Source organism: Pseudomonas sp. B21_DOA (assembly GCA_030544685.1).
GTDB classification, from domain to species: Bacteria; Pseudomonadota; Gammaproteobacteria; order Pseudomonadales; family Pseudomonadaceae; genus Aquipseudomonas; species Aquipseudomonas fluorescens_AO.
This window is the reverse complement of sequence record CP086683.1, coordinates 3,780,961-3,804,754: the sequence shown is the minus strand read 5'-3', so window position 1 is coordinate 3,804,754 and position 23,794 is coordinate 3,780,961. Positions and strand designations below refer to the sequence as shown.

17 protein-coding genes, 1 tRNA gene and 6 pseudogenes are annotated in these 23,794 nt (G+C 57.3%); 9 read left to right on the top strand and 15 right to left on the bottom strand.

The genetic code is table 11. The annotated features are described in order from the left end of the window. The first annotated feature begins 26 nt into the window (after positions 1-26). Positions 27-1,066, top strand: a pseudogene (locus tag LJU32_17710) (FUSC family protein). A 3-nt stretch (positions 1,067-1,069) separates the two neighbouring features. Here the strand turns inward: LJU32_17710 and LJU32_17705 are convergent. Beyond that, positions 1,070-1,963: a DMT family transporter gene (locus tag LJU32_17705; protein ID WKV87526.1), complete on the bottom strand. Its 894-nt coding sequence runs from the start codon at positions 1,961-1,963 to the stop codon at positions 1,070-1,072. Positions 1,964-2,111: 148 nt separating this feature from the next. On the opposite strand from LJU32_17705, the gene LJU32_17700 reads away from it, so the two are divergent. Beyond that, entirely contained in the window at positions 2,112-2,549 is a 438-nt protein-coding gene (locus tag LJU32_17700) for an Lrp/AsnC family transcriptional regulator (GenBank protein ID WKV87525.1), read from the top strand. 57 nt (positions 2,550-2,606) lie between these two features. Further along, positions 2,607-2,936 (top strand): YceK/YidQ family lipoprotein, encoded by a 330-nt coding sequence (locus LJU32_17695; GenBank protein ID WKV87524.1) that lies wholly within the window; start codon positions 2,607-2,609, stop codon positions 2,934-2,936. A gap of 65 nt (positions 2,937-3,001) precedes the next feature. On the opposite strand, the gene LJU32_17690 is transcribed toward LJU32_17695, so the two are convergent. Beyond that, positions 3,002-3,673 (bottom strand): Bax inhibitor-1/YccA family protein, encoded by a 672-nt coding sequence (locus LJU32_17690; protein WKV87523.1) that lies wholly within the window; start codon positions 3,671-3,673, stop codon positions 3,002-3,004. A gap of 123 nt (positions 3,674-3,796) precedes the next feature. Here LJU32_17690 and LJU32_17685 point away from each other — a divergent pair. Beyond that, positions 3,797-3,884 (top strand) — tRNA-Ser (locus tag LJU32_17685). A gap of 151 nt (positions 3,885-4,035) precedes the next feature. Here the strand turns inward: LJU32_17685 and LJU32_17680 are convergent. The 6 genes and pseudogenes from LJU32_17680 to pstS form a co-directional block, all read right to left on the bottom strand. After that, complete coding sequence (locus LJU32_17680; GenBank protein WKV87522.1) at positions 4,036-4,677, bottom strand: hypothetical protein; 642 nt, start codon at positions 4,675-4,677, stop codon at positions 4,036-4,038. Further along, positions 4,674-5,374 (bottom strand): annotated as a pseudogene (locus tag LJU32_17675) (hypothetical protein). Before LJU32_17675 ends, LJU32_17680 begins: the two are co-directional and overlap by 4 nt. 93 nt (positions 5,375-5,467) lie before the next feature. Further along, positions 5,468-6,229, bottom strand: a complete 762-nt coding sequence (gene pstB / locus LJU32_17670) for a phosphate ABC transporter ATP-binding protein PstB (GenBank protein WKV91140.1) — start codon at positions 6,227-6,229, stop codon at positions 5,468-5,470. 75 nt (positions 6,230-6,304) lie between these two features. Further along, a complete protein-coding gene (gene pstA, locus LJU32_17665; protein ID WKV87521.1) occupies positions 6,305-7,216 on the bottom strand; it encodes a phosphate ABC transporter permease PstA in 912 nt (303 codons plus the stop codon). Continuing rightward, positions 7,216-8,180 (bottom strand): annotated as a pseudogene (gene pstC / locus LJU32_17660) (phosphate ABC transporter permease subunit PstC). Before pstC ends, pstA begins: the two are co-directional and overlap by 1 nt. A 73-nt stretch (positions 8,181-8,253) precedes the next feature. After that, positions 8,254-9,285: a phosphate ABC transporter substrate-binding protein PstS gene (pstS, locus tag LJU32_17655; GenBank protein ID WKV87520.1), complete on the bottom strand. Its 1,032-nt coding sequence runs from the start codon at positions 9,283-9,285 to the stop codon at positions 8,254-8,256. 309 nt (positions 9,286-9,594) lie between these two features. Between pstS and LJU32_17650 the strand changes: the two are divergent. Continuing rightward, positions 9,595-11,031, top strand: a pseudogene (locus LJU32_17650) (serine/threonine protein kinase). A gap of 23 nt (positions 11,032-11,054) precedes the next feature. Further along, entirely contained in the window at positions 11,055-11,414 is a 360-nt protein-coding gene (locus LJU32_17645; protein ID WKV87519.1) for a response regulator, read from the top strand. Here LJU32_17645 and LJU32_17640 read toward each other — a convergent pair. Next, positions 11,409-12,365, bottom strand: a complete 957-nt coding sequence (locus tag LJU32_17640) for a type 1 fimbrial protein (GenBank protein ID WKV87518.1) — start codon at positions 12,363-12,365, stop codon at positions 11,409-11,411. The two genes, LJU32_17645 and LJU32_17640, sit on opposite strands and share 6 nt — an antisense overlap. A 328-nt stretch (positions 12,366-12,693) precedes the next feature. Here LJU32_17640 and LJU32_17635 point away from each other — a divergent pair, with 328 nt between their 5' ends. Next, positions 12,694-13,278 (top strand): hypothetical protein, encoded by a 585-nt coding sequence (locus tag LJU32_17635; GenBank protein ID WKV87517.1) that lies wholly within the window; start codon positions 12,694-12,696, stop codon positions 13,276-13,278. Positions 13,279-13,316: 38 nt separating this feature from the next. Here LJU32_17635 and LJU32_17630 read toward each other — a convergent pair. From LJU32_17630 to LJU32_17605, 6 genes and pseudogenes are all read right to left on the bottom strand, one after another. Continuing rightward, positions 13,317-14,944 (bottom strand): annotated as a pseudogene (locus LJU32_17630) (methyl-accepting chemotaxis protein). Between the two features lie 115 nt (positions 14,945-15,059). Next, positions 15,060-15,521: a hypothetical protein gene (locus LJU32_17625; GenBank protein ID WKV87516.1), complete on the bottom strand. Its 462-nt coding sequence runs from the start codon at positions 15,519-15,521 to the stop codon at positions 15,060-15,062. A 306-nt stretch (positions 15,522-15,827) separates the two neighbouring features. Beyond that, positions 15,828-16,205 carry a type 1 fimbrial protein gene (locus tag LJU32_17620; GenBank protein ID WKV87515.1) on the bottom strand — a complete coding sequence of 126 codons (378 nt, stop codon included), beginning with the start codon at positions 16,203-16,205 and terminating at the stop codon, positions 15,828-15,830. 385 nt (positions 16,206-16,590) lie between these two features. Then, on the bottom strand, positions 16,591-19,938 hold the full coding sequence (locus LJU32_17615; protein ID WKV87514.1) for a transporter substrate-binding domain-containing protein: 3,348 nt from the start codon (positions 19,936-19,938) through the stop codon (positions 16,591-16,593). A gap of 7 nt (positions 19,939-19,945) precedes the next feature. After that, a complete protein-coding gene (locus LJU32_17610; protein ID WKV87513.1) occupies positions 19,946-20,653 on the bottom strand; it encodes a response regulator transcription factor in 708 nt (235 codons plus the stop codon). Between the two features lie 174 nt (positions 20,654-20,827). Continuing rightward, complete coding sequence (locus LJU32_17605; GenBank protein ID WKV87512.1) at positions 20,828-22,048, bottom strand: EAL domain-containing response regulator; 1,221 nt, start codon at positions 22,046-22,048, stop codon at positions 20,828-20,830. 325 nt (positions 22,049-22,373) lie between these two features. On the opposite strand from LJU32_17605, the gene LJU32_17600 reads away from it, so the two are divergent. Together LJU32_17600 and LJU32_17595 are read left to right on the top strand one after the other, a co-directional pair. After that, a complete protein-coding gene (locus tag LJU32_17600; protein ID WKV87511.1) occupies positions 22,374-22,976 on the top strand; it encodes a type 1 fimbrial protein in 603 nt (200 codons plus the stop codon). A gap of 68 nt (positions 22,977-23,044) precedes the next feature. Next, positions 23,045-23,793 (top strand): annotated as a pseudogene (locus tag LJU32_17595) (molecular chaperone). The last annotated feature ends 1 nt before the right edge of the window (position 23,794 follow it).

The window sequence follows — 23,794 nt, the reverse complement described above, 5'->3', positions numbered from 1 at the left end:
CGTTCAGCACCCACCGATGGCCACCGCTGTTGCGCCGTATCCTGCGTCCGTTACTGGACCCGTACCGGCGCTATCGTCACGCCCGCCTGATCCATTCCGTGCGGGTGGCATTGGGGTTGCTGGCGACGATTCTGCTGACCACTGGCATCAACCTGCCCCACGGTGAGTGGGCGTCGGTGACGATGCTGGTGGTGATCGGTGGGTTGCAGCACCACGGCAATATCGGCAAAAAGCCGCCGAGCGCGCGATCGGCACGTTGATCGGTGCGGGGGTCGGGTTGGCGCTGGTGGCGCAACATGCGTGGCTTGGCCTGCCGTGGCTGACCTATTTTTCCATGGCCGTGGTGTGCGGCTTTTTCTCGTATCACGCGATTGGCAAGGGCGGCTACACCGCCCTGCTCTCGGCGATCACTGTGTTCATCGTCGCTGGGCATGGCGACAATCCGATCACCGATGGTCTATGGCGCGGCGTCGACATCCTGATCGGCATCGCCCTCGCCCTGGCTTTCTCCTTTGCTTTGCCGCTGTACGCGGTGTACTCGTGGCGCTACAACCTTGCCGACGCCTTGCGCGATTGCGCCACGGTGTACGGGCGCATCATCAACGGTGAAGCAGTCAGCGCCGACGAACACGTGCGGCTGATGAGCAAGGTGGGTGCGGTGATGGTGCAGTTGCGCTCGCTGATGCCCTCGGTGTCCAAGGAAGTGAAAATCTCCATGACCGAACTCGACGCGATTCAGCGCAACCTGCGCATGTGCATCAGCACGCTGGAAATTCTCGGCAATATCCGCCCCAACCTCAGCGATCCACAGGCCTCGCCACATCTGCAAACGGCGCTGAAGGCTGAGCACCGGCAGATTCGCGTGCAGCTGATCGGCATGGCCCGCGCGTTGAAAACCGGCGCTTCGCAGCGGCTGGATCGGCCGATGGAGCTGCCAGCAGCGGACCTTGATGCGCCGGTCGCCAATACGCTTGATGGCTACCGGATGCTGACCCGACAACTGGCGGCCAATATCAGCGAGATGCGCCAGCGTCTGGCAACCACTGCGCCGCGCTGGAACATCTGAGCGTTACTGCGCCGCCAGCCGCCGGGTTTTCCAGCCCCAACCTTGTTGCATGCCGGCGGCGGCCAGCAGGATCGCCGCCACGCCGATCCACTGCAGCAATTCGAGGCGATGACCGAAGGCGAACCAGTCAACGAATATCGCCGCAATCGGATAGATGAACGACAGCGCGCCGGTCAGCGCGGTCGGCAGTTTTTGAATCGCGCCGTACAGCAAAACGTACATCAGCCCCGTGTGAACCATGCCCAGCGTCACCAGACTGGCCCAGGCATCGGCGCCTTGCGGCAACGCGTCGAAATGCGCAAACGGCGCGAGTAACAGAATTCCGGTGCACACTTGAATCAACGCGATCAGGTGCGGCGGGGTGCCGGTCAGGCGCTTGATGATCAATGCGGCAATCGCGTACAGAAACGCTGCCCCCAGCGCCAGGGCAATCCCCATCAAGTAATCGTTACCCTCCTCACCTTGCGTGCCATGGGCGCTGACAATCGCCAGCATGCCCATGAACGAAATCGCCAGCCAGAACAGCTTTTGCACGGTGATCTTTTCGCCAAGGAACAACGCCGCCAGGCCGACCAGCATGAACGGCTGCACGTTATAGACCGCCGTACCAATGGCTATCGAGGCGCGGGAATAGGACGCAAACAGCAGCACCCAATTACCGACAATCGCCGCACCACTGACCACGGCAAGAAGCAACGTAGTGCGAGTCAGAATCCCCGGGCGCAGGAAGCCAAACCCGGCGCAGATCAACAACAAGGTGCCGGCGCCGAATACGCAACGCCAGAACACCACGTCCAGCACCGGCTGCCCGGACACCAGCACGAACCAGCCAATCGTTCCAGATATCAGCATGGCGGCGGTCATTTCCAGCGAGCCGCGGCGGATTGCGTTGTCCATTATTTCTCTCCTGAGGCTGTGGCTAAAGCATGGCAAAAGTATGCCCAGCGGACGCAGTGCAGCTCCAGCGCATAAAGCAGGCTAAACTCGGTTTTTGCCTTTTTTATCGTGGGTGTTTTCCACTCATGGCCTAATCGGGACTTCGTACATGACTGACGATATCGACCAGATCCTCATCGGCGCGCTGATGGAAGATTCGCGGCGCTCACTGAAAGCGCTGGCGCAGATCAGCAGTTTATCGTCGCCCAGCGTGGCCGAGCGACTGCGGCGCCTGGAAGAACGCGGCGTACTCAAGGGCTACACGGTAGAAATCGATCCGAAATGCTTCGGCTATCAGTTGCAGGCGATCGTCCGGGTGCGGCCGCTGCCAGGGCAGTTGCAGGAGGTGGAACGGCAGATCATGTCGATCCCTGAGTTCACCGAGTGCGACAAGGTCACCGGGGAGGACTGCTTTATCGCTCGTCTGCATGTGCGCTCGATGGAGCAACTCGACACCCTGCTCGATCGCCTGAATACGCTGGCTGAAACCAACACGGCGATCGTCAAGAAGACCCCGGTGAAACGGCGACTGCCACCGATGGCGTAGGTGCCTTTTGTCATTGATCGGCGTAGATTGTGGTTTTTGCGGCTAAGGAATGGCGGTGTGAAAATTCAGGCAATGCTGCTGGCGGCCCTGCTGCTCGGCGGTTGTGGCACGATTCAAACGGTAGCGCGCGGTGATCAGGCTGCCGTGGACGGACTCAAGCAGCAGAAAAGTTATTGCGGCGCGGTGCCGAGAATCTACAGCGGCCTCGCCTATGACTTCTGCACGCTGAACGCACCGCTGGCCTCAGGCGTCGATCCCGACGATCACTGCAACGCGGCGATCCCTGGGGTGCTGGTGGACGCCGTGGTGTCCGGCGCGCTCGACACCTTGCTCCTGCCCTACACAATCTACCGTCAGCAAGTGGATGGCAGCATCGTCATCAACTGAACAGCCACTTTTCTGCAGACGATAAAAAACCCGCCGAAGCGGGTTTTTTATTGCAGCTGCCTTGATCAGTCGTCGCGGCTCATGATGCCGAACAGTTGCAGCAGGCTGACGAACAGGTTGTAGATCGATACATACAGGCTGATGGTCGCCATGATGTAGTTGCGCTCGCCGCCGTGGATGATCGCGCTGGTCTGGAACAGAATGCACACCGACGAGAACAGCACGAAGCCGGCGCTGATCGCCAGTTGCAGGCCGCTGATCTGGAAGAAGAAGCTCGCCAGCGTTGCGCCCAGCAGGACAAAGAAACCGGCAGTGATGAAGCCACCGAGGAAGCTCATGTCCTTGCGGGTGATCAGCACGTAGGCCGACAGACCACCGAACACCAGCGCGGTCATGGCGAATGCCGAGCTGACCACTTCAGCCCCGCCCTGCATGCCCAGGTAACGGTTGAGGATCGGGCCGAGCAGGAAACCCATGAAACCGGTCAACGCGAAGGCGGAAACCAGGCCCCACGCGGAATCACGGAGTTTGTTGGTGAGGAAGAACAGCCCGTAGAAGCCGATCAGCACCACGAAAATGTTCGGGTAGCCGACACGCATCTGCTGGGCTACGAAGGCCATCACACCGCTGAATGCGAGGGTCAGGGCCAAGAGACCATAAGTGTTGCGCAGGACGCGGCTAACCTCTAGCTGCTCAGCCTGCACGCTGTTATTAACTGCGTAATCCTGTTCGCGCATGGCGACACTCCTGTTGGTTTGAAACGTTCAGTCGCAAAGATCATAACAGACGCTCTGTAACAAGCCATGCAGAGAGTTTGACAGTGTGTTTCATTCAGGTATTATGGCGCCCGCAACGCAAACGGAGGTGTGGCCGAGTGGTTTAAGGCAACGGTCTTGAAAACCGTCGACTGTAACAGGTCCATGAGTTCGAATCCCATCGCCTCCGCCATCTTATGTACGACAAAGCCCTGATTATTCAGGGCTTTGTCGTTTCTGCGAGACATGTTTACACAGCAGCGTTTGCGCATCTATTGAGTCATTTCTCAGCAGTGCCTCGTACACCTGAGGCGCTGCTGTCCAGATAGCCAATGCGTATTCACTCAGCCAAGCGGCTCAAAGACAGCCTCCGCACGCTGTTGCACCGGCGCCTGAGGTCTGAACATTTGCTGCCAGGCGAGCTGCGCCTGGACCCTGGCCACCGAATCCAGCACTTTCTGCGCCCAGCGATCATCCTCGGGATGCACCACGACCACCCGGAAGCCATGATCCTTGCCTTCAATCTGCACGCCCTCCGAATCATCGACATGCAAGTCGATATCGAACGCTGGCGGATACTTGGAAGGCGCATTCGACATCCCGTGCGCCGTCAGCGCACGGTTGTGCAGCACGCTGTTGACCACACCGTCGACGCGGATCCCGTACAGCGCCAACCAGCGCCTGATATAGGACGGCGTGCGCCCGGATGAGGTGTAGACCCAGACACTGCAATCCTGGCGACGCAGCTCTCGGATCAGCGATCGTGTGCCCATCCGCAACGGCTCACCCAACCAGCGATGAATACAGGCCGGTAGTCGACTGTTCTCGACTGCGCAGTGGTGGAGCTGGCAAGCGAGCGTGTCATCGATATCGAACGAAATCCGTATGCGTTGACGTTCGAACAACTGCGGCAAAGCGCAGCGGATAGCCTGCCCTGCCCGGCTGCCGAAGGTTTTCAATCTGGCAAATGCTGGAGCCCAGCTCATCGCTGGCCACCCTGAGAGACAGGCAAAGGCTTGCCCTTGAGAAAGAACTTCATTGGATCGGGCGCCTGTTCTTCTAAGAATGCTGCATATTTTTCTTGATCTTGGGCAATTCGTACAACGCCTTGACGCCATGCTTGGCGGAGTTGCGGATGACCGAGGACGGGTTGAAATAGCCCTCGGCGTTTTCAAGCGTCAACACGAATGGAGGCAGCCCTGCCCGCATGAGCAAGTAGCTGACAATCAGCGAGCCACTGCGGTTATTGCCTTCGATAAACAGCTGCGGCTTGCTCAGAATGCGCACATAGACGCCCGCTGCACGCTTCCAGACTGACTCACTGCGATACGCGCAATACCAGTTGTACAAGTCCTTGATGCCGCCCTCGACGTTGTTGAAGAAATGCGCCTCGGTGGCTGCCAGATGCTGAGCGTATTCCAGCCGGCGCGCCGGATCCCGGCCACAAAGCACTGTGGCATTGATCTCCAGCATCAGGTTCAGTTGCTGCAGATCGAACAGGTCGACGCCGCGGGCAACATACTCGTCAACCAACGCATAGCCTTCAAGCATATTGTGCAGAACTTCGTCAGTGAACGGGTCCCTAGGTTCGGTGAAGTGCCGGCTGAGCTCGGCGAAACGGCTCTGCACTTCCCGCAGTGCACGTTCAATCGCAGGCAAATCAAGACGATGCTTGGCAGGCATTGGAGCTCCTTGGAAACGCTTGGTAAATGTCCACCGGTGCCCGCCAAATCCATTTGGCTTGTGCAGATAGGCGGCCGTGACCGGTGCTGTGAATTAGCTGAACTTGCCGCTGATGTAATCGCCGGTCATCTGTTCACGCGGGTTGTCGAAGATCTGCGCCGTCGGGCCCATCTCGACTAGATAACCGGTGCGTGTGCCCTGGGAAATATCCACTGAGAAAAACGCCGTGGTGTCAGCAACACGGATGGCTTGCTGCATGTTGTGGGTCACCAGTGCGATGGTGTAGTCCTTCTTCAACTCGACCATCAATTCTTCGACGCGCCTAGTGGCGATCGGGTCCAGTGCCGAACAAGGCTCATCCAGCAGCAGGACTTCCGGCTCAGTGGCGATCGCCCGGGCGATACACAGGCGTTGTTGCTGGCCACCGGAGAGCGACAGGCCGCTGACCTTGAGCTTGTCCTTGACTTCGTCCCACAGCGCGGCGCCTTGCAGCGCATGCTTGACGCGGTCACCGATATCGCCCTTGTAGCGATTGAGGCGAAGACCAAAAGCCACGTTGTCGAAGATGCTCATCGAGAACGGGTTAGGCTGTTGAAACACCATGCCGATGTAGCGGCGTACGACCACCGGATCGACGCCCTTGCCGTAGACGTCCTGGCCGAGGAAATGCACATGGCCCTCGAAGCGAAAGCCCTTCACCAGATCGTTCATCCGGTTGAGACTGCGCAGCACGGTGCTTTTGCCGCAGCCTGAGGGACCGATGAATCCGGTGATCTTGTTTTTCTCGATCGGCACGTGGCTGTCACGTACTGCCATGAAGTTGCCGTAGAAAATCTTGTCCAGTTTGCAGTCCATGACTACAGGCGCCTGGGTGACAAACGGAGCGGCAATTTGCGCAGTGGATACGTTCAAAATCAGATGCTCCCGTTCTTAATACTTGGGCTTGCCGAAAATCCGGCTGATGATGTTCACGAACAGCACGATCATCACCAGCACCAACGAGGCCGCCCATGCGAGCTCGAGCTGGTTATCGAAAGGCATGCCGGAGAAGTTGTAGATCAGCACCGCCAGTGAGGCAGTCGGATTCATGACATCGAGATTGCCCTGGTGGTAGATCCAGTAGTTGCTGAACAGCGCGGTAAACAACAACGGTGCCGTCTCGCCGGCGGCACGCGCCACGGCGAGCATCACGCCAGTCAGGATCGCCGGCATGCCGGTCGGCAAGATGATTTTCCAGATGACCTGCGAGCGGGTGCAGCCCATGCCATAAGCAGCATCTTTCATGATCTTGGGCACCATCCGCATCGACTCTTCGGCGGTCAGCACCACGATAGGCAGCATCAGGACGGCGAGCGCCACGCCACCTGCCGGTGCCGAATACGTGCCAGTCGTCATTACTACCAAAGCGTAGGCAAACACCCCCGCCAGGATCGACGGCAGGCCCGTAAGCATTTTGGCGGCAAAACGCGCGGCGTTCCCTAGCTTGCTGTCCGGCCCCAGTTCAGCCAGGAAGATGGCCGCCATGATCCCGACCGGCACCGCGATCGCTGCCGCGATACCGACCATTACGAAAGTACCTGCCATCGCATTGCCGAAACCGCCGCCCATCTCGAAGCCGGTCGGCGGCAGTTCGGTAAAGACTTCAAGGTTCAGACGTGCGCCACCACGAGTGATCAGCATGTAGAGCACGGAAATCAGCGGCACGCTGGCCAGCAAAGCACCTGCCCAGACCAGGGTGGTCAGGATCAGGCTGCGCAGCGCGCGGCCCTCGAACCTGCGTTGCAAGCTGGGCATCGCACCGGTTGGCGCCGTCAGGTCTGTTGCTGCGGTCAGATCAGTCATCACTTGTTACCCCGTTGGGCGTACATCATGATCATCGAGCCGAAAATGTTCACGATCAGCGTAATCAACATCAGCACGAGCGCGGCATACATCAACACCTCGATCTCGTTCGGCCCGGCTTCGGGGAAGTTCAGCGCCAGCAGAGCGGCAAGCGTGTTGGCCGGTGCAAACAGCGAGAGGGAAATGTTGTTGGCATTGCCGACCAGCATGGCCAGCGCCATGGTTTCACCCAGCGCGCGTCCGAGGCCCAGCACCAGCGAGCCGAAGATGCCGGTGGCGGCCGAAGGCACCATTACTTTGAGAATCGCTTCCCAATGCGTAGTGCCCATGCCGTATGCGGCCTGTTTGGTTTTCATCGGCACAGCCGTCAGCGCGTCCTGCGACACGGCGGCAATGGTCGGCAGAATCATGATCGCCAGTACCAGCGCTGCGGGCAGCAGGCCCGGACCGCTCAGGGACGTGCCGAAAAAGGTATCCAGCCCAATTCGCTGTTCAACCAGGTGGTCAGCGGCCGAATTGCCGGGATCACCACATAGATCCCCCACAGGCCATAGACCACGCTGGGAATGGCTGCGAGCAGTTCGACGATGGTACGAAACAGCGCAGCGAGCTTGGTCGGCAGGAAATCCTGGGTCAGGAATATCGCCATGCTCACGCCAAAGACACCGGCGATCAGCAAAGCGATGAAGGCGCTGTAGAGCGTGCCCCAGATGGCCGGCAGGATGCCGTATTTGCCTTGGTTGACGTCCCACACGCTGCCCAGAAGCACATCGAAGCCGTGCTTCTCCATACCGGGAAGTGCCTTGCGTCCGACTTCGAAAACCAGTGCAAATACCAGCGCCAGAATCAGTACCACACCGATGCGTGCGAGCGCGCGGAAGGTGCGATCAACCAGGAAATCCTTCGTCGAGGGTGGCTGGCAGGCAGAGTCGGGATTAACCGGTACGACAAAAGGTTTGTTCATGGGCTAAGTCCGGAACAGGGGAAAACTCTCCCGGCGTGGCGCAGACGCACACGCCGAGAGAGACCTCATGGCGTTACTGAATGTTGGCGGACGCTTTACGAACCTGTTCGACGACCGATTGCGGCAACGGGATGTAACCCATCGAATCGGCAATCTTCTGCCCCTCGGTCAGGCTGTATTCGACCATTTCACGCATGGCTTTGGCCTTGGCCGGGTTGCCATTGTCCTTGCGGAAAATCATCCAGGTATAAGAGGTGATCGGATAGGACTTGGCACCGTCCGGATCAGGCAGCCAGGCCACCAGGTTTTCCGGCATCTTCACCGCCGCCAGGGCCTCGGCACCGCTTTCGGCGTTTGGCACGACGTAATTGCCAGCCTTGTTCTGCAACTGCGCAAAGTCGACCTTGGCCAGCTTGGCGAAGCCATATTCGATGTAACCAATCGCACCTGGGGTCTGGCGCACGGTCGCCGTCACGCCATCGTTTTTCGGCGATTTGATGAACTTGTCACTGGCCGGCCAGTTGACGGTGTTGCCCTCACCCAACGCCTGCTTGAACTCGGCGTTGACGGTTGCCAGGTGCTTGGTGAATACCGCGGTCGTACCGCTGGAATCTGCACGCACGACAACGGTGATCGGGGTATCGGAGAGTTTCAGGTCCGGGTTGGCTGCGACGATCTGCGGATCGTTCCAGCGCGTGATCTTGCCCAGGAAAATGTTGGAATAGACGTCGCGTGGCAGCTTCAGACCCTTGGGATTGCCCGGCAGGTTATAGGCCAGCACGATTTCCCCGGCGGTCATTGGCAGCAACTGCACGCCTTCGGCGACCTTGGCGATATCTTCGTCTTTCATTGCCGAGTCACTGGCAGCGAAATCCACGGTTTTGTTCAAGAAGTCCTGTACGCCCGCGCCACTGCCCTTGGATTGGTAATCGACAGTGACGCCATCGGACTTCTTGCTGAAATCCTTGAACCAGGTCAGGTAGATCGGCGCCGGGAAACTTGCTCCGGACCCCGTCAGGCGAACATTTTCTGCTGCAAAGGAGGCCGAGGTGGCACAAAGAGATACCGCAATGGCGAGCGCAGCAGACTTCATCAAACTTTTCATTAAATGACACCTAGTGATTACGGGCTCCCGAACTCTGCAGCAGTTTTGTGACGATTTCATGAAAGCAAAGTGGCAAGCGTTACCCTCATGGTCCGCAGCAGCGCATATGTATGTCGGCTTCCGGGTTTCGAAAAATCGAATCTTCCTGTGCGGCGCTTGTCCCTACTCCCTGATCCCGAGCAGTCACGTGCCAGGTTCACATTGCAAAAACGCTACTTTTCCCCAGCCTTTATGGCCCTTAACCGGAAATGGCGTTAGCATTTCACCCATTGGGCTGAACAAGCCTGTTTTTCAGATCAGGGTCGCATTGTGGAAAAGCTAAAACGCCTTCAAAGCGGGATCGAAGGGCTCGACGCGCTGCTTCAGGGGGCTTTGTCGCCGGCGCTTCGTACATCATTCAAGGCCGCCCGGGTTCCGGCAAAACCATCCTTGCCAACCAGCTCGGTTTTCACCATGCCCGTAACGGCGGTCGTGTACTGGTCGCCACGTTGCTGGCCGAGTCGCACGACCGGCTGTTCCAGTTCCTGTCGACGATGAGTTTTTTGATTCATCGCGAGTGGGAGCCGAAATTCAATTTGTCAGCGCATTCGATACGCTGGAAAACGAAGGCCTCGATGAAGTCGTGAAGCTGCTGCGACGCGAAATCACTCGGCAGAAGGCGACCGTCATGGTCGTCGACGGCCTGCTCAATGCACGCTCCAAAGCCGACTCGCCGATCGACACGAAAAATTCATCTCCGAGCTGCAAGGCCACGCAGCCTTCGCCGGTTGCACCGTGCTGTTTCTCACCAGCTCACGCCTGGATGACGGCAGCCCGGAACACACGATGGTCGACGGCGTCATCGAAATGGGCGAAGAGCTTTTCGGTACCCGTTCGGTACGCCGCATTCATTTGCGCAAGACTCGCGGCAGCGGCGCGTTGACCGGTCTTCACGAATGCGAAATCACCGATAACGGCCTGGTCGTCTACCCGCGCCTCGAAAGTCTCTACAAGCGCCCTTCCGCCCCTGACAGCGCGGACATGACGCGCATTCCAAGCGGCATTGCGTCGCTCGACGAGATCTTCGGTGGCGGCTTGCACAGCTCCAGCGTCACGCTGGTCATGGGGCCTTCCGGCATCGGCAAAACCACGCTGGGCCTGAAGTTTCTGGCGCAATCTACGGCCGAAGCGCCTGGCCTGCATTTCGGTTTCTATGAAAGCCCGCAGCGCCTGCGCCTGAAAGGCCGTTCGCTGGGCATCGATATTGAACACATGGAACACAGCGGCGCATTGAGCATTGCCTGGCAGCCCACCACCGAGGGTTTGCTCGACGGCCTCGGCGCACGCCTGCTGAGCCTGGTCGATGAGAAAGGCATCAAGCGCCTGTTCATCGATAGCCTGAGCGGCATGACACGGGTGTCAACCACCCCGGAACGCATCACCGACTTTTTCAGTGCATTGATGAACGAACTGCGTTCCAGAGGCGTGACGGTGTTCGCCTCCTGGGAAATGCGCGATTTGTTCGGCTCCGAGGTCAGCGCACCGAACTCTGACCTGTCCAGTATTGTCGACAACCTGATACTCATGCGTTTCTTTGAGAATCACGCTGAACTTCGCAGGACGCTTTCCATTCTTAAGGTACGTGATAGCTCCTACAACCCGTCGCGGTTCGAGGTGGTTGTCCGTGATCAAGATGTGTTCCTGGAAAAGGCTTTGAAAAATGAACCTTCAGTCGCAGCTGAGTCATTGCCTGGTTCAATTTCGTAAGTCTTCAAGCGGGTTGAAATAACATGACCACCATCCTGGTAGTCGACGACGAGTATCTGATTGCTGACATTCTTGGCTTTGCGCTTGAGGATGAGGGCTTCATGACAGTGACCGCCAGCAACGGCAAGAAAGCGCTCGAGGTGCTGGAAAGAGAACGTCCGGCGCTGGTCATCACCGACTTCATGATGCCGATCATGGACGGCCTCGAATTCGCCGAAGCCGTGCGTGCCCAGCCGTCCGTCAAACACTTGCCGATCATCCTCATGAGTGGCGCGCAAGCGCACATCGGCATGCAGCGCTCGGATCTGTTTGATGTGGTGGTGCCCAAGCCGTTTGATATTGCGGTGATTGTGGCTGAGGTAAAGAGGCTGTTGGGCTCATAGATACTCGACGACAAAGGCAATTTCGGCATTGGCATCGCCCGCTCGCATTTGCGCATTGGAAGGCTCGATGCGCACGAAGCGGGCTTGCAAGGAAACGGATGCATTACCGCCGCTCGATGTTGGCGCTTTCATTATGTAATTCTGGTTCAGCTTGAGTATCGTCCTGTCACTGAAGCGCATTTGCAATGCCAGCCCTTTGGCAGTGGAATTACTGTTGAGGTGTACCACGCCGGTATCAGCGCTCCATGCAGGGCTGCCCGCAGTGGGCGAAAAGGAGTACCTGAAGTTATTGATTCCGGGAGGACAGTTTTTCATATCAAGAAAGAAGTATTTCTCCTTGGCATAGTCACCGTTCTGCAAAAAATCGCTCATGGTGTAGCTGCCCATATCCACTTTCACATCAGGCGTTTCACAAGACTGCGAGACGATCCGCGTGCCATTTGTATTCATTGCCAGAGGCTCGATTTCTGCAGCGACGAAGGTCCCAAGTTGGCCTGAGGGTATCGTCGCACTGCCGGAAATAGTTCCCGTCTTTACAAAACGCAAGATGTGCTCAGAACCATTCCAACCCCAACCGCCAGCAGTGTCAGTAGTTCCTGGAAAGCCTTTCCACGCTTTCCCCGATGGCGGTCGGACCCATTGCCAGCCGATTCCGGTATTTCCGATAGGAAAAATCTCCGCGCCCGGCTGAGTAACGCCGACAGTATTGCGTACACCTTCGTTGTGTACCGCAGAGCACCTGAATGAGCTGGGTATGGCGCTCAGGGACACGATCGGGCTTTCATAGATAACCGTGCCGTTGGGCGTGTCACGAGGCACCGAGATCGTGGCTGGAAGAACCACCCTGACACTGCCCTTGGAATGGTCGGGATAAAATTCGCAAACTGCAGCCATTGCGTTAAGTGACAGTAAATACAAAAACCCGACAATTAAAACATGGGAAAACTTCATAGCAATCTCTCTGAACTCGCCGTGTTTGCAAACATTTGAATGGCGGACGATTGCGTGAACTATCAGCAGTAACGCCACCAAAGCGGCAGCAGACGATAATGAAAAAAGGAGCTTGAGCAAAAAGTTTATTTATTCGCAAACAAGACAATTCTCATGGACCCACAAGAAACTTTAGATAGTCGGTTTAAACAAGAAGCCTTCTGCGAATTCGTTAACAAATGTTAGCCGTTATCGACATACGCAAACAGAGCACAATTTAAGACTCGTCTTAAAGGCCCAGCGAATCGAGGTTATTAAACTGTCTACTCTTGATAGGAGAAACGATTCCGTGAGAGCCCTCGATACCCTCAATAGCTCAAAACCCCAGAGCAACGCCGCCATCTACTGCCTGACCATTCTTGCGCTGGCACTGATCGCCATGACTGTGGTCGCCGGCTACCAACTCAATGAACTGTTTCCACTGAAGGCTGTGGTGCAACAACAGGAGGTCGAACTCACCCAACGCGCCGATGCAATCCAGTCGATGAGCGCAGAACTGAAGCGCCTGGCGGAACAGAAACAGGTTTTGGAAACCGACCTGCTTAGCGCAAAGGAACAGGCGAAGGCCGCTGAGCACGCAAAAACCGAACTCGAAAACAATCGACAGGCAGCCCTGACCAGCGCGGTGTTAGAGGATGAAGATTCACTGTGCGCGATCATCGAGCAAAACATCAGACTTGTTGCGGACCAACTCAATCGCGACGATTTCTTCCGCCTGCGTGATGAGCGCGAAGCTGAAGCCGAAGCGGTACTTGAAAGCTATGAAAAACAACTCGCCAGCTGCATTGAGCAGTTGACAGCACAAACCGCATCGCCAGCACAAACTGACTCTGCACCCCATGCGCAGGACTTTGCTGCGCCGATAGAGCGCTGATCAAAAAGCCCTGGTAGCCAGGGCTTTACGTTTACTGATTAAAGTTTGAATTCCTTGGTCAGTTTGTTCAGCGACGCGGCCAATTGCGACAGCTCCGCCGATGCGACTGCGGTCTGTTTCGATCCCTCAGCGGTTTCACACGAAAGGTCGCGAATGCTGATCAGGCTGCGATCCACTTCACGCGCAACCTGAGCCTGCTCTTCTGCAGCGGTTGCCATCAGCAGGTTTCGCTCGTTGATGAGATTCAGCGAGCCAGTGATGTCGGTCAGCACTTCGCCGGCGATATTGGCCATTTCGAGCGTTCTCTCGGCCTGAGCGCGGGTGTGGCTCATGGAGGAAACTGCGCGGCTGGTGCCCGACTGAATGGAGCTGACCATGGACTCGATGTCCTCGGTCGACTTCTGAGTACGCTGCGCCAGCCCTCTCACCTCATCGGCAACCACGGCAAAACCGCGACCCGCCTCCCCGCCCGCGCTGCTTCGATCGCTGCGTTCAAGGCAAGCAGATTGGTTTGTTCGGCAACCTCTCGGATAACGTCCAGCACGCCGCTGATATCGCTCGCCATGGTCGATAGCGCCTGCACCTCAGCCGAGGTGCTGTGCACGCTGGACACCATCAGGTTGATTGCGGCGACCGTGTCGCTGACCTGACTTCGACCGGCAATGGCTGCCGCACTTGATTCCGACGTCAGCTGCGAGGTCGATGCGGCGTTGTCTGCCACCTGCTCCACCGCTGCACTCATTTCAGTGACGGCGGTGGCGGCCATTTCGATTTCATGGCTCTGACGTTGAGTGATACGCGAGATATCTTCAGTGACGCCGTGCATGACCTCCGAGGTCTCGGCCAACTGCGTGGACGAATCACGGATCATGATCAAGGCATCTCGCAGACTGGTTTGCATCGCCGCCAATGACGACAGCATTTGCGCCGCCTCATCGGAGCCATCCAGCGCAATGGTTTCGCTCAGATCATTGGCGGCGATGCATTCGGCCACCCTTAGCGAGCCTGCAATGGGTACCGTCAGGCTGCGGGTATACAACACGGCCAGAGCCAACGAAGCACCGATGGCAATGATAATGAACACACTGACGATCAACAGCGTGTGTTCGTAGACATTGTCGGCCTGCTTGCCGGCTTCGTAAGCTTCGATCTCGTTGAGTGCAATCAGCTTCTTGAGCGCGACTTGTACGCCATCCGAGGCAACACGCATCTGATTCTTGGACAGCGCGATGGCCGCCTCGAGCTGCCCGCTCGCCACTGTTTCAAGGTACTGGTCCTGCGCCAGATCGTTGACCTTTTGCGCTTTGGCAAACTCCTCGAACGCCTCGCGTCCAGCGTCAGTGGCCAGCAGCTCAATGAGCGCTGTCTGATGTTTCTTGATGAGCTGACGGGACTGCTGAATATCCATCAGGGCCTGCGCCTTGCGCTCGGGCGTTTCGATGGGATTGCGCAAGCGGGCGTTGTTGCCCTTGATCTCGACGAATTCACGATCCAGTTGGCCGAGCAGTTTGATACTCGGCACGATCGTCGTCTCGACGTACGTTTCTGCCTTGTTGAGCAAGTCGACTTGCTGCAGGGCGATCAATCCGATCGCGATAATCATGAGACAGAACAAGCCAAAACACAGCGCCGAACGCGGCGCGAGATTGAGTTTACGAAGCAGCATGATGCCTTACCTTAGAGTGTATTCAAGACAATGGGGCAAACGAGTGGGCAGCAAAGCAGGCGCTGGGCAGCAGCACCTCAGCGCCTGCGTGGATCATCGCGGGAAGGTGCGGTAGCTAGCGGTTGGCGCACGAGGAAAGCGAAGGGTCGGTTGAGGCCGGCTCCGCGAGTTCCTTGAGCGCCGGGTCGGCCAGCATCAGAAAGTCTGCCAATCGCGGCAGATCGATTTTCGACACCAGGCGCATCCAGCGCTGCGGATGCGGGTTGAAGAAGGTCTTCGACCACTGGTGATCATCGTCGGGATTGAAGATCAGCAAATGACGAATCAGCGGGTTTTCCCCGAAAAAGTCGAGCGGATCCATCGCCATTTCGCTGAGCAACTGAGCATTGACGACGACCAGGCTCAACCGTTGAGGGCAGTAATACGTCAGGACTCTCAGGTCACGATAGGTACACACGTTCAATACGCTGAGACAGCCCAGCTTGTTGAACTGCTGTTCGATCGACTGGCCTCTGCGCACATCGCTGTCAGCGATCAGGATCCGCAAGGATCGACTGCGGTTATTTTCAAGAAACATCGGACACCTTTGGCAGCTCCATTCTTCCTTTCAAGAAAATAGCCAAGGGCGCGTCTGGCTGAAATGAGACTTGTCTCAAAATGACGGCAAGGATCGCCGAACGAAAAGCCACACCTGGACGACAGTCCATGGCAGCGACGCATGGTCTGGTTCAGAGAGTGTTGAAGGGGGATTTTGCAACGCAGGGAGTGGCGGCAAGCCTGAAGCGCGGGACGGTTCTGCACGAACCAGACAATTCTCATTAGTGACGCCCCTTTTTGTCAGTAACCTTGAAACAAGGGGCGCAGATTCATTCTTTCCAAGCCATCAAGGCAGCGTCATCGTCACGACGTAGTTACCGGTCGTTATCTGGTGGCCCTTGTTGTCCGTCAGCAGCAAACGCTGGTCGTAGTATTTTTCCTGTTCATGAGTATCGGCAATCATTTTCACGAACACTTGCTGGCGCGGCTCACCCCGCCCTGCCGCACTGACGTTTTTTACCGTGAAAATCTGCCCGGTGCTTGCCTGCGGGCAGTCAAGCAGTTCGACAGAAAAATGGCTGCTGCCACTCGCCATGCAACTCGTCTCGACAATCTGCCCGCTGAAGCGAATCACTCCGCTGACCGGCGCAGACTGGGCTGCGCTGACGGTGTCGACACCGAGCAGGCAAAGGCAGGCAATCAATAAAGGACGTCGAATGATCATCGCGAAACTCCATGGTTATTAACCAAGGTATCGCCCGTGGCGAAATGATCTTTAACGCCCTCTTCAATGCGCGGCCAGTTTCAGGGGCATGAGCCGAGACGCTTACAACTCGACCCTTTTGATTTTCTTGATCAGATCAGCCTGTGCATGCTCCAGCTTCGCTGCGCTGCGATTGAGATCCAGGGCATCGATGACCGGCGCTTCGCATTCGGCCTCAAGCTCGTTACACGCCTCGATGACCTGATGCTCGGCAACAATGCGCGCCGCCCCTTGATCCGGTGTGCCAGGTCAGCCAACAGCCCAGGATCGCTTTCGGGTATCAGCGAATGCAATTCCTCCAGATCCTTTTCGCAACTCGATAGCGCCTCACGCAGGAGTTCTTTCATCATGTCGAGGTCGCCGCCGGTGAGCTCGTCAAGACGCTCGCGAATCGAACCCAGCTCCTTGATAGTCGCCGCAGGCGGGCTTTCAAATGGCTGGGTTTCAACATTTTTTCCCAGCCTGCAAGCATGATCGACAAAGTGCCGAGACTGATCGGTTTGAACAGACAATCATCCATCCCGGCCTCCCGGCATTTCACTTTTTCTTCCGGCTGCGCGTTGGCCGTGAAGCCCAGTATGATGCACGGCGATCCACCACTTTCGCGTTCGTCCTGGCGAATGGTGCGGGCCAGCTCATAGCCGTTCATGACCGGCATGTTGCAGTCCGTGATCACAATGTCGAACGGCTCCGAGCGCCACAGCGCCAATGCCTGGGCACCGTCGGCGGCATCACGCACCGCCTGGCCAAGGAAACTCAGCTGCTGCGTCAACAGCAGGCGGTTGGCGCTCTGGTCATCGACTACGAGAATCCTGAGTGTCGGGACCGGTTTGTCCTGAACAACCGAAACAGGCAGCACCTTGCCGCCGAGCGGGCTGAGAATGTTGAAGAACAGCGACACTTCCAGGCAGGTGCCTTTGCCCAGCGTACTGGTGATGTTCAGCCGCCCGCCCATCAACTCGCACAACGAACGTGAGATGGCCAGCCCCAGACCGGTGCCGCCCCTGTTGGACGGACCATGGTTGGCTTGGGAGAACGGCTGAAACAGGTTCTGCAGATCCGCGCTGGAAATGCCGATGCCGGTGTCCTCGACCTTGAGGTCGACCTGCAGGCGTTCGTCAGCGAGGCGTTGACCACGAATCGAGACGCTGACATGACCGGTGTCGGTAAACTTGATCGCGTTACCCACCAGGTTCGAGAGCACCTGCTGGAAGCGCATCGGATCAACCAATACGTCACAGCCGACAGTGGCGTCGATGTCGAGCTTCAACACCAGACTCTTCTGCCTGGCCAAGCCGTCGAACACCCGCGCTACCGATTCGACCAGTTCGCGCAGGTTGGCACGCTTGGGCGAAAGGCTGACATGGCCGGACTCGATGCGAACCACATCGAGAATATCGCCGATCAGTTCCAGCAGGCCTTTTGCCGAGTCATACGCCACCTCAATCGCCGGCCGATCGAAGTGTCCCTGCTCGGCACGCTTGAGGGTAAGTTCGAGCATGCCGATCACGGCACTCATCGGCGTACGGATCTCGTGGCTCATGGTCGCCAGGAACGTGGTTTTGGCGCGGCTCGACTCGTCAGCGAGCTCTTTCGCCGCACGCAACTCCTCGATCAGTTCACGGCGTTCGCTGATATCGATCCAGCCGCAGATCACGCCTCTGACTTCACCGGCGGTGTCGTGATAAGGCTGGATCCAGTGGTAAATGATCAGCCGAGTATCACCGACATGCAGCGTGCGATCCACCTCGTAAGGTTCGTCCTGCTCGATGACGCGCAGGTAGTCGTCGTGAAATTGCAACGCCTCCTGGCGATTGCGCTTGCCGCTTTCGAGCACGGTCTTGCCGATCACATCCTTTTCTATCAGGCCAAATGTCTGCAGATAGTTGTTATTGCAGGTGACGAGTCGACCTTCCCGATCACGAACGTAAATGGGGTGCGGCGTGCCGTTGATCAACGCGCCCATGAACTTCAACTGATCGCCGAGCAAGCGCTCTGCCCGACTGCGTTCACGGATCTGCCGGCGGATGTAGAAATTCCATGCGACCGACCCGAGGATGATCAGGAACGCGGCAGCGCTGATCTGGTAGATCAGCGCCTTGTAATCGCGCCACGACAATCCGGAAAATGCTGCAATGGGACGCCACCGGTTGAGAATCACGTCCAGCTCATCCGGCGGAATGCTCAGCAGTGCCTTGTTCAGAATGCTGACCAGTTCGGTATCGGCACGCCGCGCGGCGAAAGCGAGGAAGCCTTTGTTCATGCCGACGATGTTGGAGATACGCAAGCTGTCGCTGTAGATGTGGGCGATGTAGTAACGCGCACTGTGCAGCGTGGTAATCATCGCGTCCGCACGTCCGTCCTTCACGTCAGCCAAGGCGCCCAGAACTGTTTCGTTATCAACGATCTCGATGTCGGGGTAGTCCTTGAGCAGCTCACGCTCCGCCGAGCTTTCGGGAACCGCGACTCGCTTGCCGCGCAATTCCTGCAGGCTTGAAGGCGCGCCCGGGTCCTTGGCGGTGACGATCACAAATGGGCTGGCGAGGAACGGATGAGTGAAACGCATGCCGACTTCCCGCGAGACGGTTGGCGTCAGCAGCGAGATATCGGCACTGCCATCCAGCAGACGCGTACTCAGGCTGGAAAAACTGTCAGTGCGTTCTACGTTGATCTGCAAACCGGTACGCCGTTGAATCAGCTCCAGCAGATCAGCACCGATCCCGCCAAAATTGCCATCGCCATCAAAGAACGCAAACGGCGCCTGATCGTCATTGATGACGAAGCGCGCGACCGGATGCAGCTCAAGCCAGCGGGCTTCGCCGGGTGTCAGATCAATACGTTTGGGCGTCAGCGCCCCGCCGCCGCCGGACCAGCGCTTGGTGATCTCCGCAATCTTCGCATCACCCAGCGACTCGAGGGTCGAGTCGATCAGACGCAGCAATTGGTCGTTGCCCCGGCGCAAGGCAAAGCTGAAACCGCTGGTTTGGGTTTTGACGAAAGAGTGCAGGCGCACATAGTTGAAGTAGTTGAGGTTGATCAGGTAATTGCTCGACACCGTATCGCCGAGAAACAGGTCGACCTTGCCAAAAGCCAGCGCAGCCAGTGCCAACTCGTTGGACGGAAAAAGCACGAACTCGGCGTTGGGGTATAACCCGTGCAATTGACTGGATGGCAGGTAATCGTCGGCAACCGCAATACGCAAACCGGCCAGATTGGCCGGCATCGGTCGCCGATCATCGCCGCGCATGAATATCGCCGGCACGTCATCGACATAAGGTTTGCTCAGTGTGACGAGGCCATCGATCAATTCGAAACTGTTCGAGCTGCCCAACAAGTCAATGTCACCGCGTTCGAGTGCGGCCATTGCGTCACGCCTGTCGGGGTAGGCCTTGACGGTGATTTCAACGTGCAGGGCCTGACCGATAATGCAGGCGATATCGGCGGCAATCCCCTCATAGCGCGTACCGCTGGCGGTCATGACATAAGGCGGGAAATCCGGGAGCGCCGAGCCCAACACCAGGCTGCGCTTCTGCCGCAACCAACTCCAGTCTTCATTGGCCAGATCGACTTGCAGTTCCTTGCAGTCCGATCGACCGAACACCTGCAGAGTGCGCGGCTCTGCTGCCCACAACGACCCGCTACCGAACACGAAAAGCACACTGACTAGCAAAACACCGCGCAACAGATGAAACATAAGCGAGTTATCCCTGGTTGTCGGCTGTCAGGCTGTGCTGCAACTTGAACAGCTCTGCGTCACCACGAATGCCAAGCTTTTTGAAAGCGGCCTGTTTTTGCCCACTGATGGTTTTGCGACTGCGGGAGAACTTCAAAGCGATCTGAGTCACGCCCATACCCTCGAGACAGCAGCGCAAGACTTCTTTTTCTTTCGGTGAGAGCAAAGGATTACTGAGGAAATCGTCGCTGTGCGCCGCGCCGTCATCACTGACGCCCGACGGTTCTTCGACCGACGCAGGCAGCACGTCAAGCTCGAAGGCCATTGCCGGCGACAGGTACAACTGCCCGGACGCGGCACTGCGGATGGCAGTGATCAGGTCATCGACCGACTGGGATTTGCCAAAGAATCCGCTGACGCCCGCCCCGATCGCCATATTCACCACTGCCGGACGCTCTTCAGAGGACGAAACGAGAATGCGCATGCCCGGATATTGCTTGCGCAGCAGGCGGATCAGATTGAGCCCGTCCAGCTCTCCATCGTGCAGCTTGTAGTCGAGGATCAGCAGGTCGATGTCGACCTCGCGCAACCCGGCGAGCAACTGCGCGCTGCTGCCGTACACGCCCACCACACTGAACTCGGCTTCACGCGTCAGCCGTGATTTCATCGCCAGACGTATGAGCGAATGATCATCAAGGATGGCAACGCGTAACGGATTCACGACTGACCAATGCATGAACAGCTCCATGATGAGGAGGGTTGGAGGACCATCAGCACTTGGCAACCGCAGCAAATCCCGGGCATCACCGAAGCATTCAGGTGCATCTGATTGATTTCTCGGCACATGATGAGTGTTTTAAAGGCGTGACGAAATAGGGCTTTGTCCCAAAAGTCAGAATGCCCGCTCACATCAGCGGTCGGATGTGCCTATTGCGCGGCGCCAGGATGACTTCTGACCCTCGAAACGCCAGTCGACCAAATGCGCCCAATTCATCGGGCGAGCATAGAAGAAGCCCTGCCCCCACTGACAACCAAGCCGCGCCAGATGATGAACCTGGTCGGCGGTTTCAATGCCTTCTGCGACCACGCGCATGTCCAGCTCGCGTGCCAGAGCCAAGGCCCCGTGGATTACCGCGCTGTACCGAGCCTGATGGAAATTCTGCACGAAGCCGGCGTCAAGTTTGATTTCGTTGAACGGCATCTGGCACAGCCGCTCAAGTGAAGAATAGCCGACACCGAAATCATCGATCGCCAGACTGAAGCCGAGCATGCGCAGACGCACCATGTTTTCCATGCTGATCTCGGGCATCTGCAGCAGGCCGGTTTCGGTCAATTCGAAGATGAGACCGGCTGGCGACGCGCCATGGATGCGTAACAGCGCCTTGATTCGGTCGACAAGATTCGGGTTGGCCATCTGCGTCACGTCGAGATTGAACGCCAACTTGAATGGCTTGCCGTGAGACTGGACGAAGCGCTGCAGACTCAAGCCTTGGGTGAGCAGGCTGAAAAACATTTCGTCGAGCAGACCGCAACGCTCGATCGTCGGCAAGAACATGCCTGGCGAGAGCAAGCCGCGACTGGGGCTCTGCCATCGGACCAGCACCTCGGCGCCATCCACCTCACCACTGCGCAGATGAAACTTGGGCTGGAAGTAGGCGCGAAATTCCTGACGACGTATAGCTTCGAGCACTTCGTTCTCCGAAGGCTGATCGAGATGACTTTCCACCACTTTGGCATCGCCGGGAGTGTGCGGCCGATAACGAGCCAACAATGGCCCCAGCACATCGACCATCAGCGGCTTGCCGACACTGCCAAGCAATTCCAGCCCCTGCAACGTGACAATCCGGTCAACCGTGCGCAACAAGTCTTCAGGCAGTGAACTGCAGATGATCACTGCACGAATCAAACCGGCCTCTCTCGCCAGGCGCAAGAACGTCAAACCATCCATCCCGGCCATGCTCAAGTCACACAATGCAACGTCCACGCCTCCAGCCTGGGATATCACAGCCAGCGCATCCTTGCCGTCAGCCGCCTGAAAGATATTTTTGTACCCCAGACTATTAAGCGCACTGACTGCCGCCGTGCGCTGAAAGGCGTGGTCTTCCAATACCAATATACGAAGCGTGTTCACTAACCGAGAACCTCTTTCTATCAGCCATTAATAGTGGAAAGTCTGGATCAACTATCAAGCAGGACGCTCGCTCACAAACTTTGCATTGACTGAGAATTTCTGCATCAGCGAATAGTACCCAGTGCACGGCTGCGCAACCTTGAGAATTGTCTCAATTGGTTCTCCACAGTAACTAATAAGAAAATAGAGTTACGCGTTAAGCGATATTGCTGGCGTGATCGCATTTGCCACGCTTTAAGACAAATCCCAAAGACCTACCACCACCGCCGACCTAACATGGCCTGGCATTTCAATGCAGCACTTCACAATAACTTCGGATATAAACATGAAAAAGTTCGCTTTCGCAGTACTCACTCTTTCCGTACTGGCTGCCTCCACTGGCGCAGTGGCTGAAGAAGCCGCCAAAGCTGTCAAGGGCGGCAGCGGTCAAATCAGCTTCACCGGCGTTATCAATAACGACGCCTGCTCGGTAGACGGCGCTTCGGGTAACGACAAGATGATTGCCGTGGACATGGGCAGCGTTTCGATCAAGGACATGGGCACCGACTCTGCCCCGGGCGCCGGTCGTGTGGCTGCCAACGATTTCAACCTGAAAGTGAACTGCAACGCCGGCACCAAGGTTTCGATGCTGTTCAAACCAACCGTCAATGGCGGTTCGGGCCTGGTTGATGGCAAGAAAGTTCTCAAGCTGCAGGGTGCAGACGCGGCCAAAGGCGTTGGTATCGCCCTGCTGGACAGCAATGGCCAGTTGATCGACCTGAGCTCCGAAGCCACTGCCAAAGTGCAGACCAACCTGACTGGCGACGCAACCACTGGCGGCGACGGCACCCTGTCGTTCGCAGCCGCTTACGTCACCACCGGCGACAAGACCACCGCTACTGCAGGTACTGGTAACGCCACTCTGCCGTTCGTTCTCGAATACGAATAAGCAGCGCGCAATACCTGGACGGGGCCGCTGTGCCTCGTCCTTCCCGACCAGATTAATCGGTGAAATCTATGTTAAGTCGCTACTTTCCGCTTTGCCTGGGGCTTGCCGGGGTGTTGATGACGCACTCGGCATTCGCCAGCATCTCCTTGAGCTCCACCCGGGTTATCTTCGATGGCGCGCACAAAGAGGCGAATGTCACCGTGCGCAACGGCGGACAAACCATTCTGGCGCAATCGTGGCTGGATGCCGGCGACACGGCTGGCAGCGCGCCACCTTTCGCGGTAACCCCACCACTGGCCAAACTTGAGCCCAATCAACAGCAATTACTGAGGATTCTTTATGAAGGCCGCGGCATGCCTGCGGACAAGGAGTCGGTGGTATGGCTGAACGTGCAGGAAATCCCCCAGGCCAGTGCTGCCGATGTCAACACGCTGCAATTGGCGGTACGTCAGCGTATCAAGGTCTTCTTCCGCCCGGACGGACTCACCGGTGATGCCGCAAAGGCACCGGAGCAACTTGCATGGCAATTGGTCACTCAGGCTGGCAAGTCGGTGCTGAAAGTAAAAAACCAAAGCAACTACCACGTGTCGCTGGCGGATCTGAAAGTCGTTGCAGGGAAAAAAGCGGAATTGGTAATTGATTCGACAATGATCGTTCCAGGGAAGTTCGCTCATTCAATCTGAAAGATCTGCCAGCTGGTACTTCGCATTTGAGTTTTTCAGCAATTAACGATTACGGCGCACAACAACGATTCGATGCACCACTAAGCGTTGCCGAAAGCCATGCCGAGCGCGTGAAAGATGCCTCCGCCCAGTAAA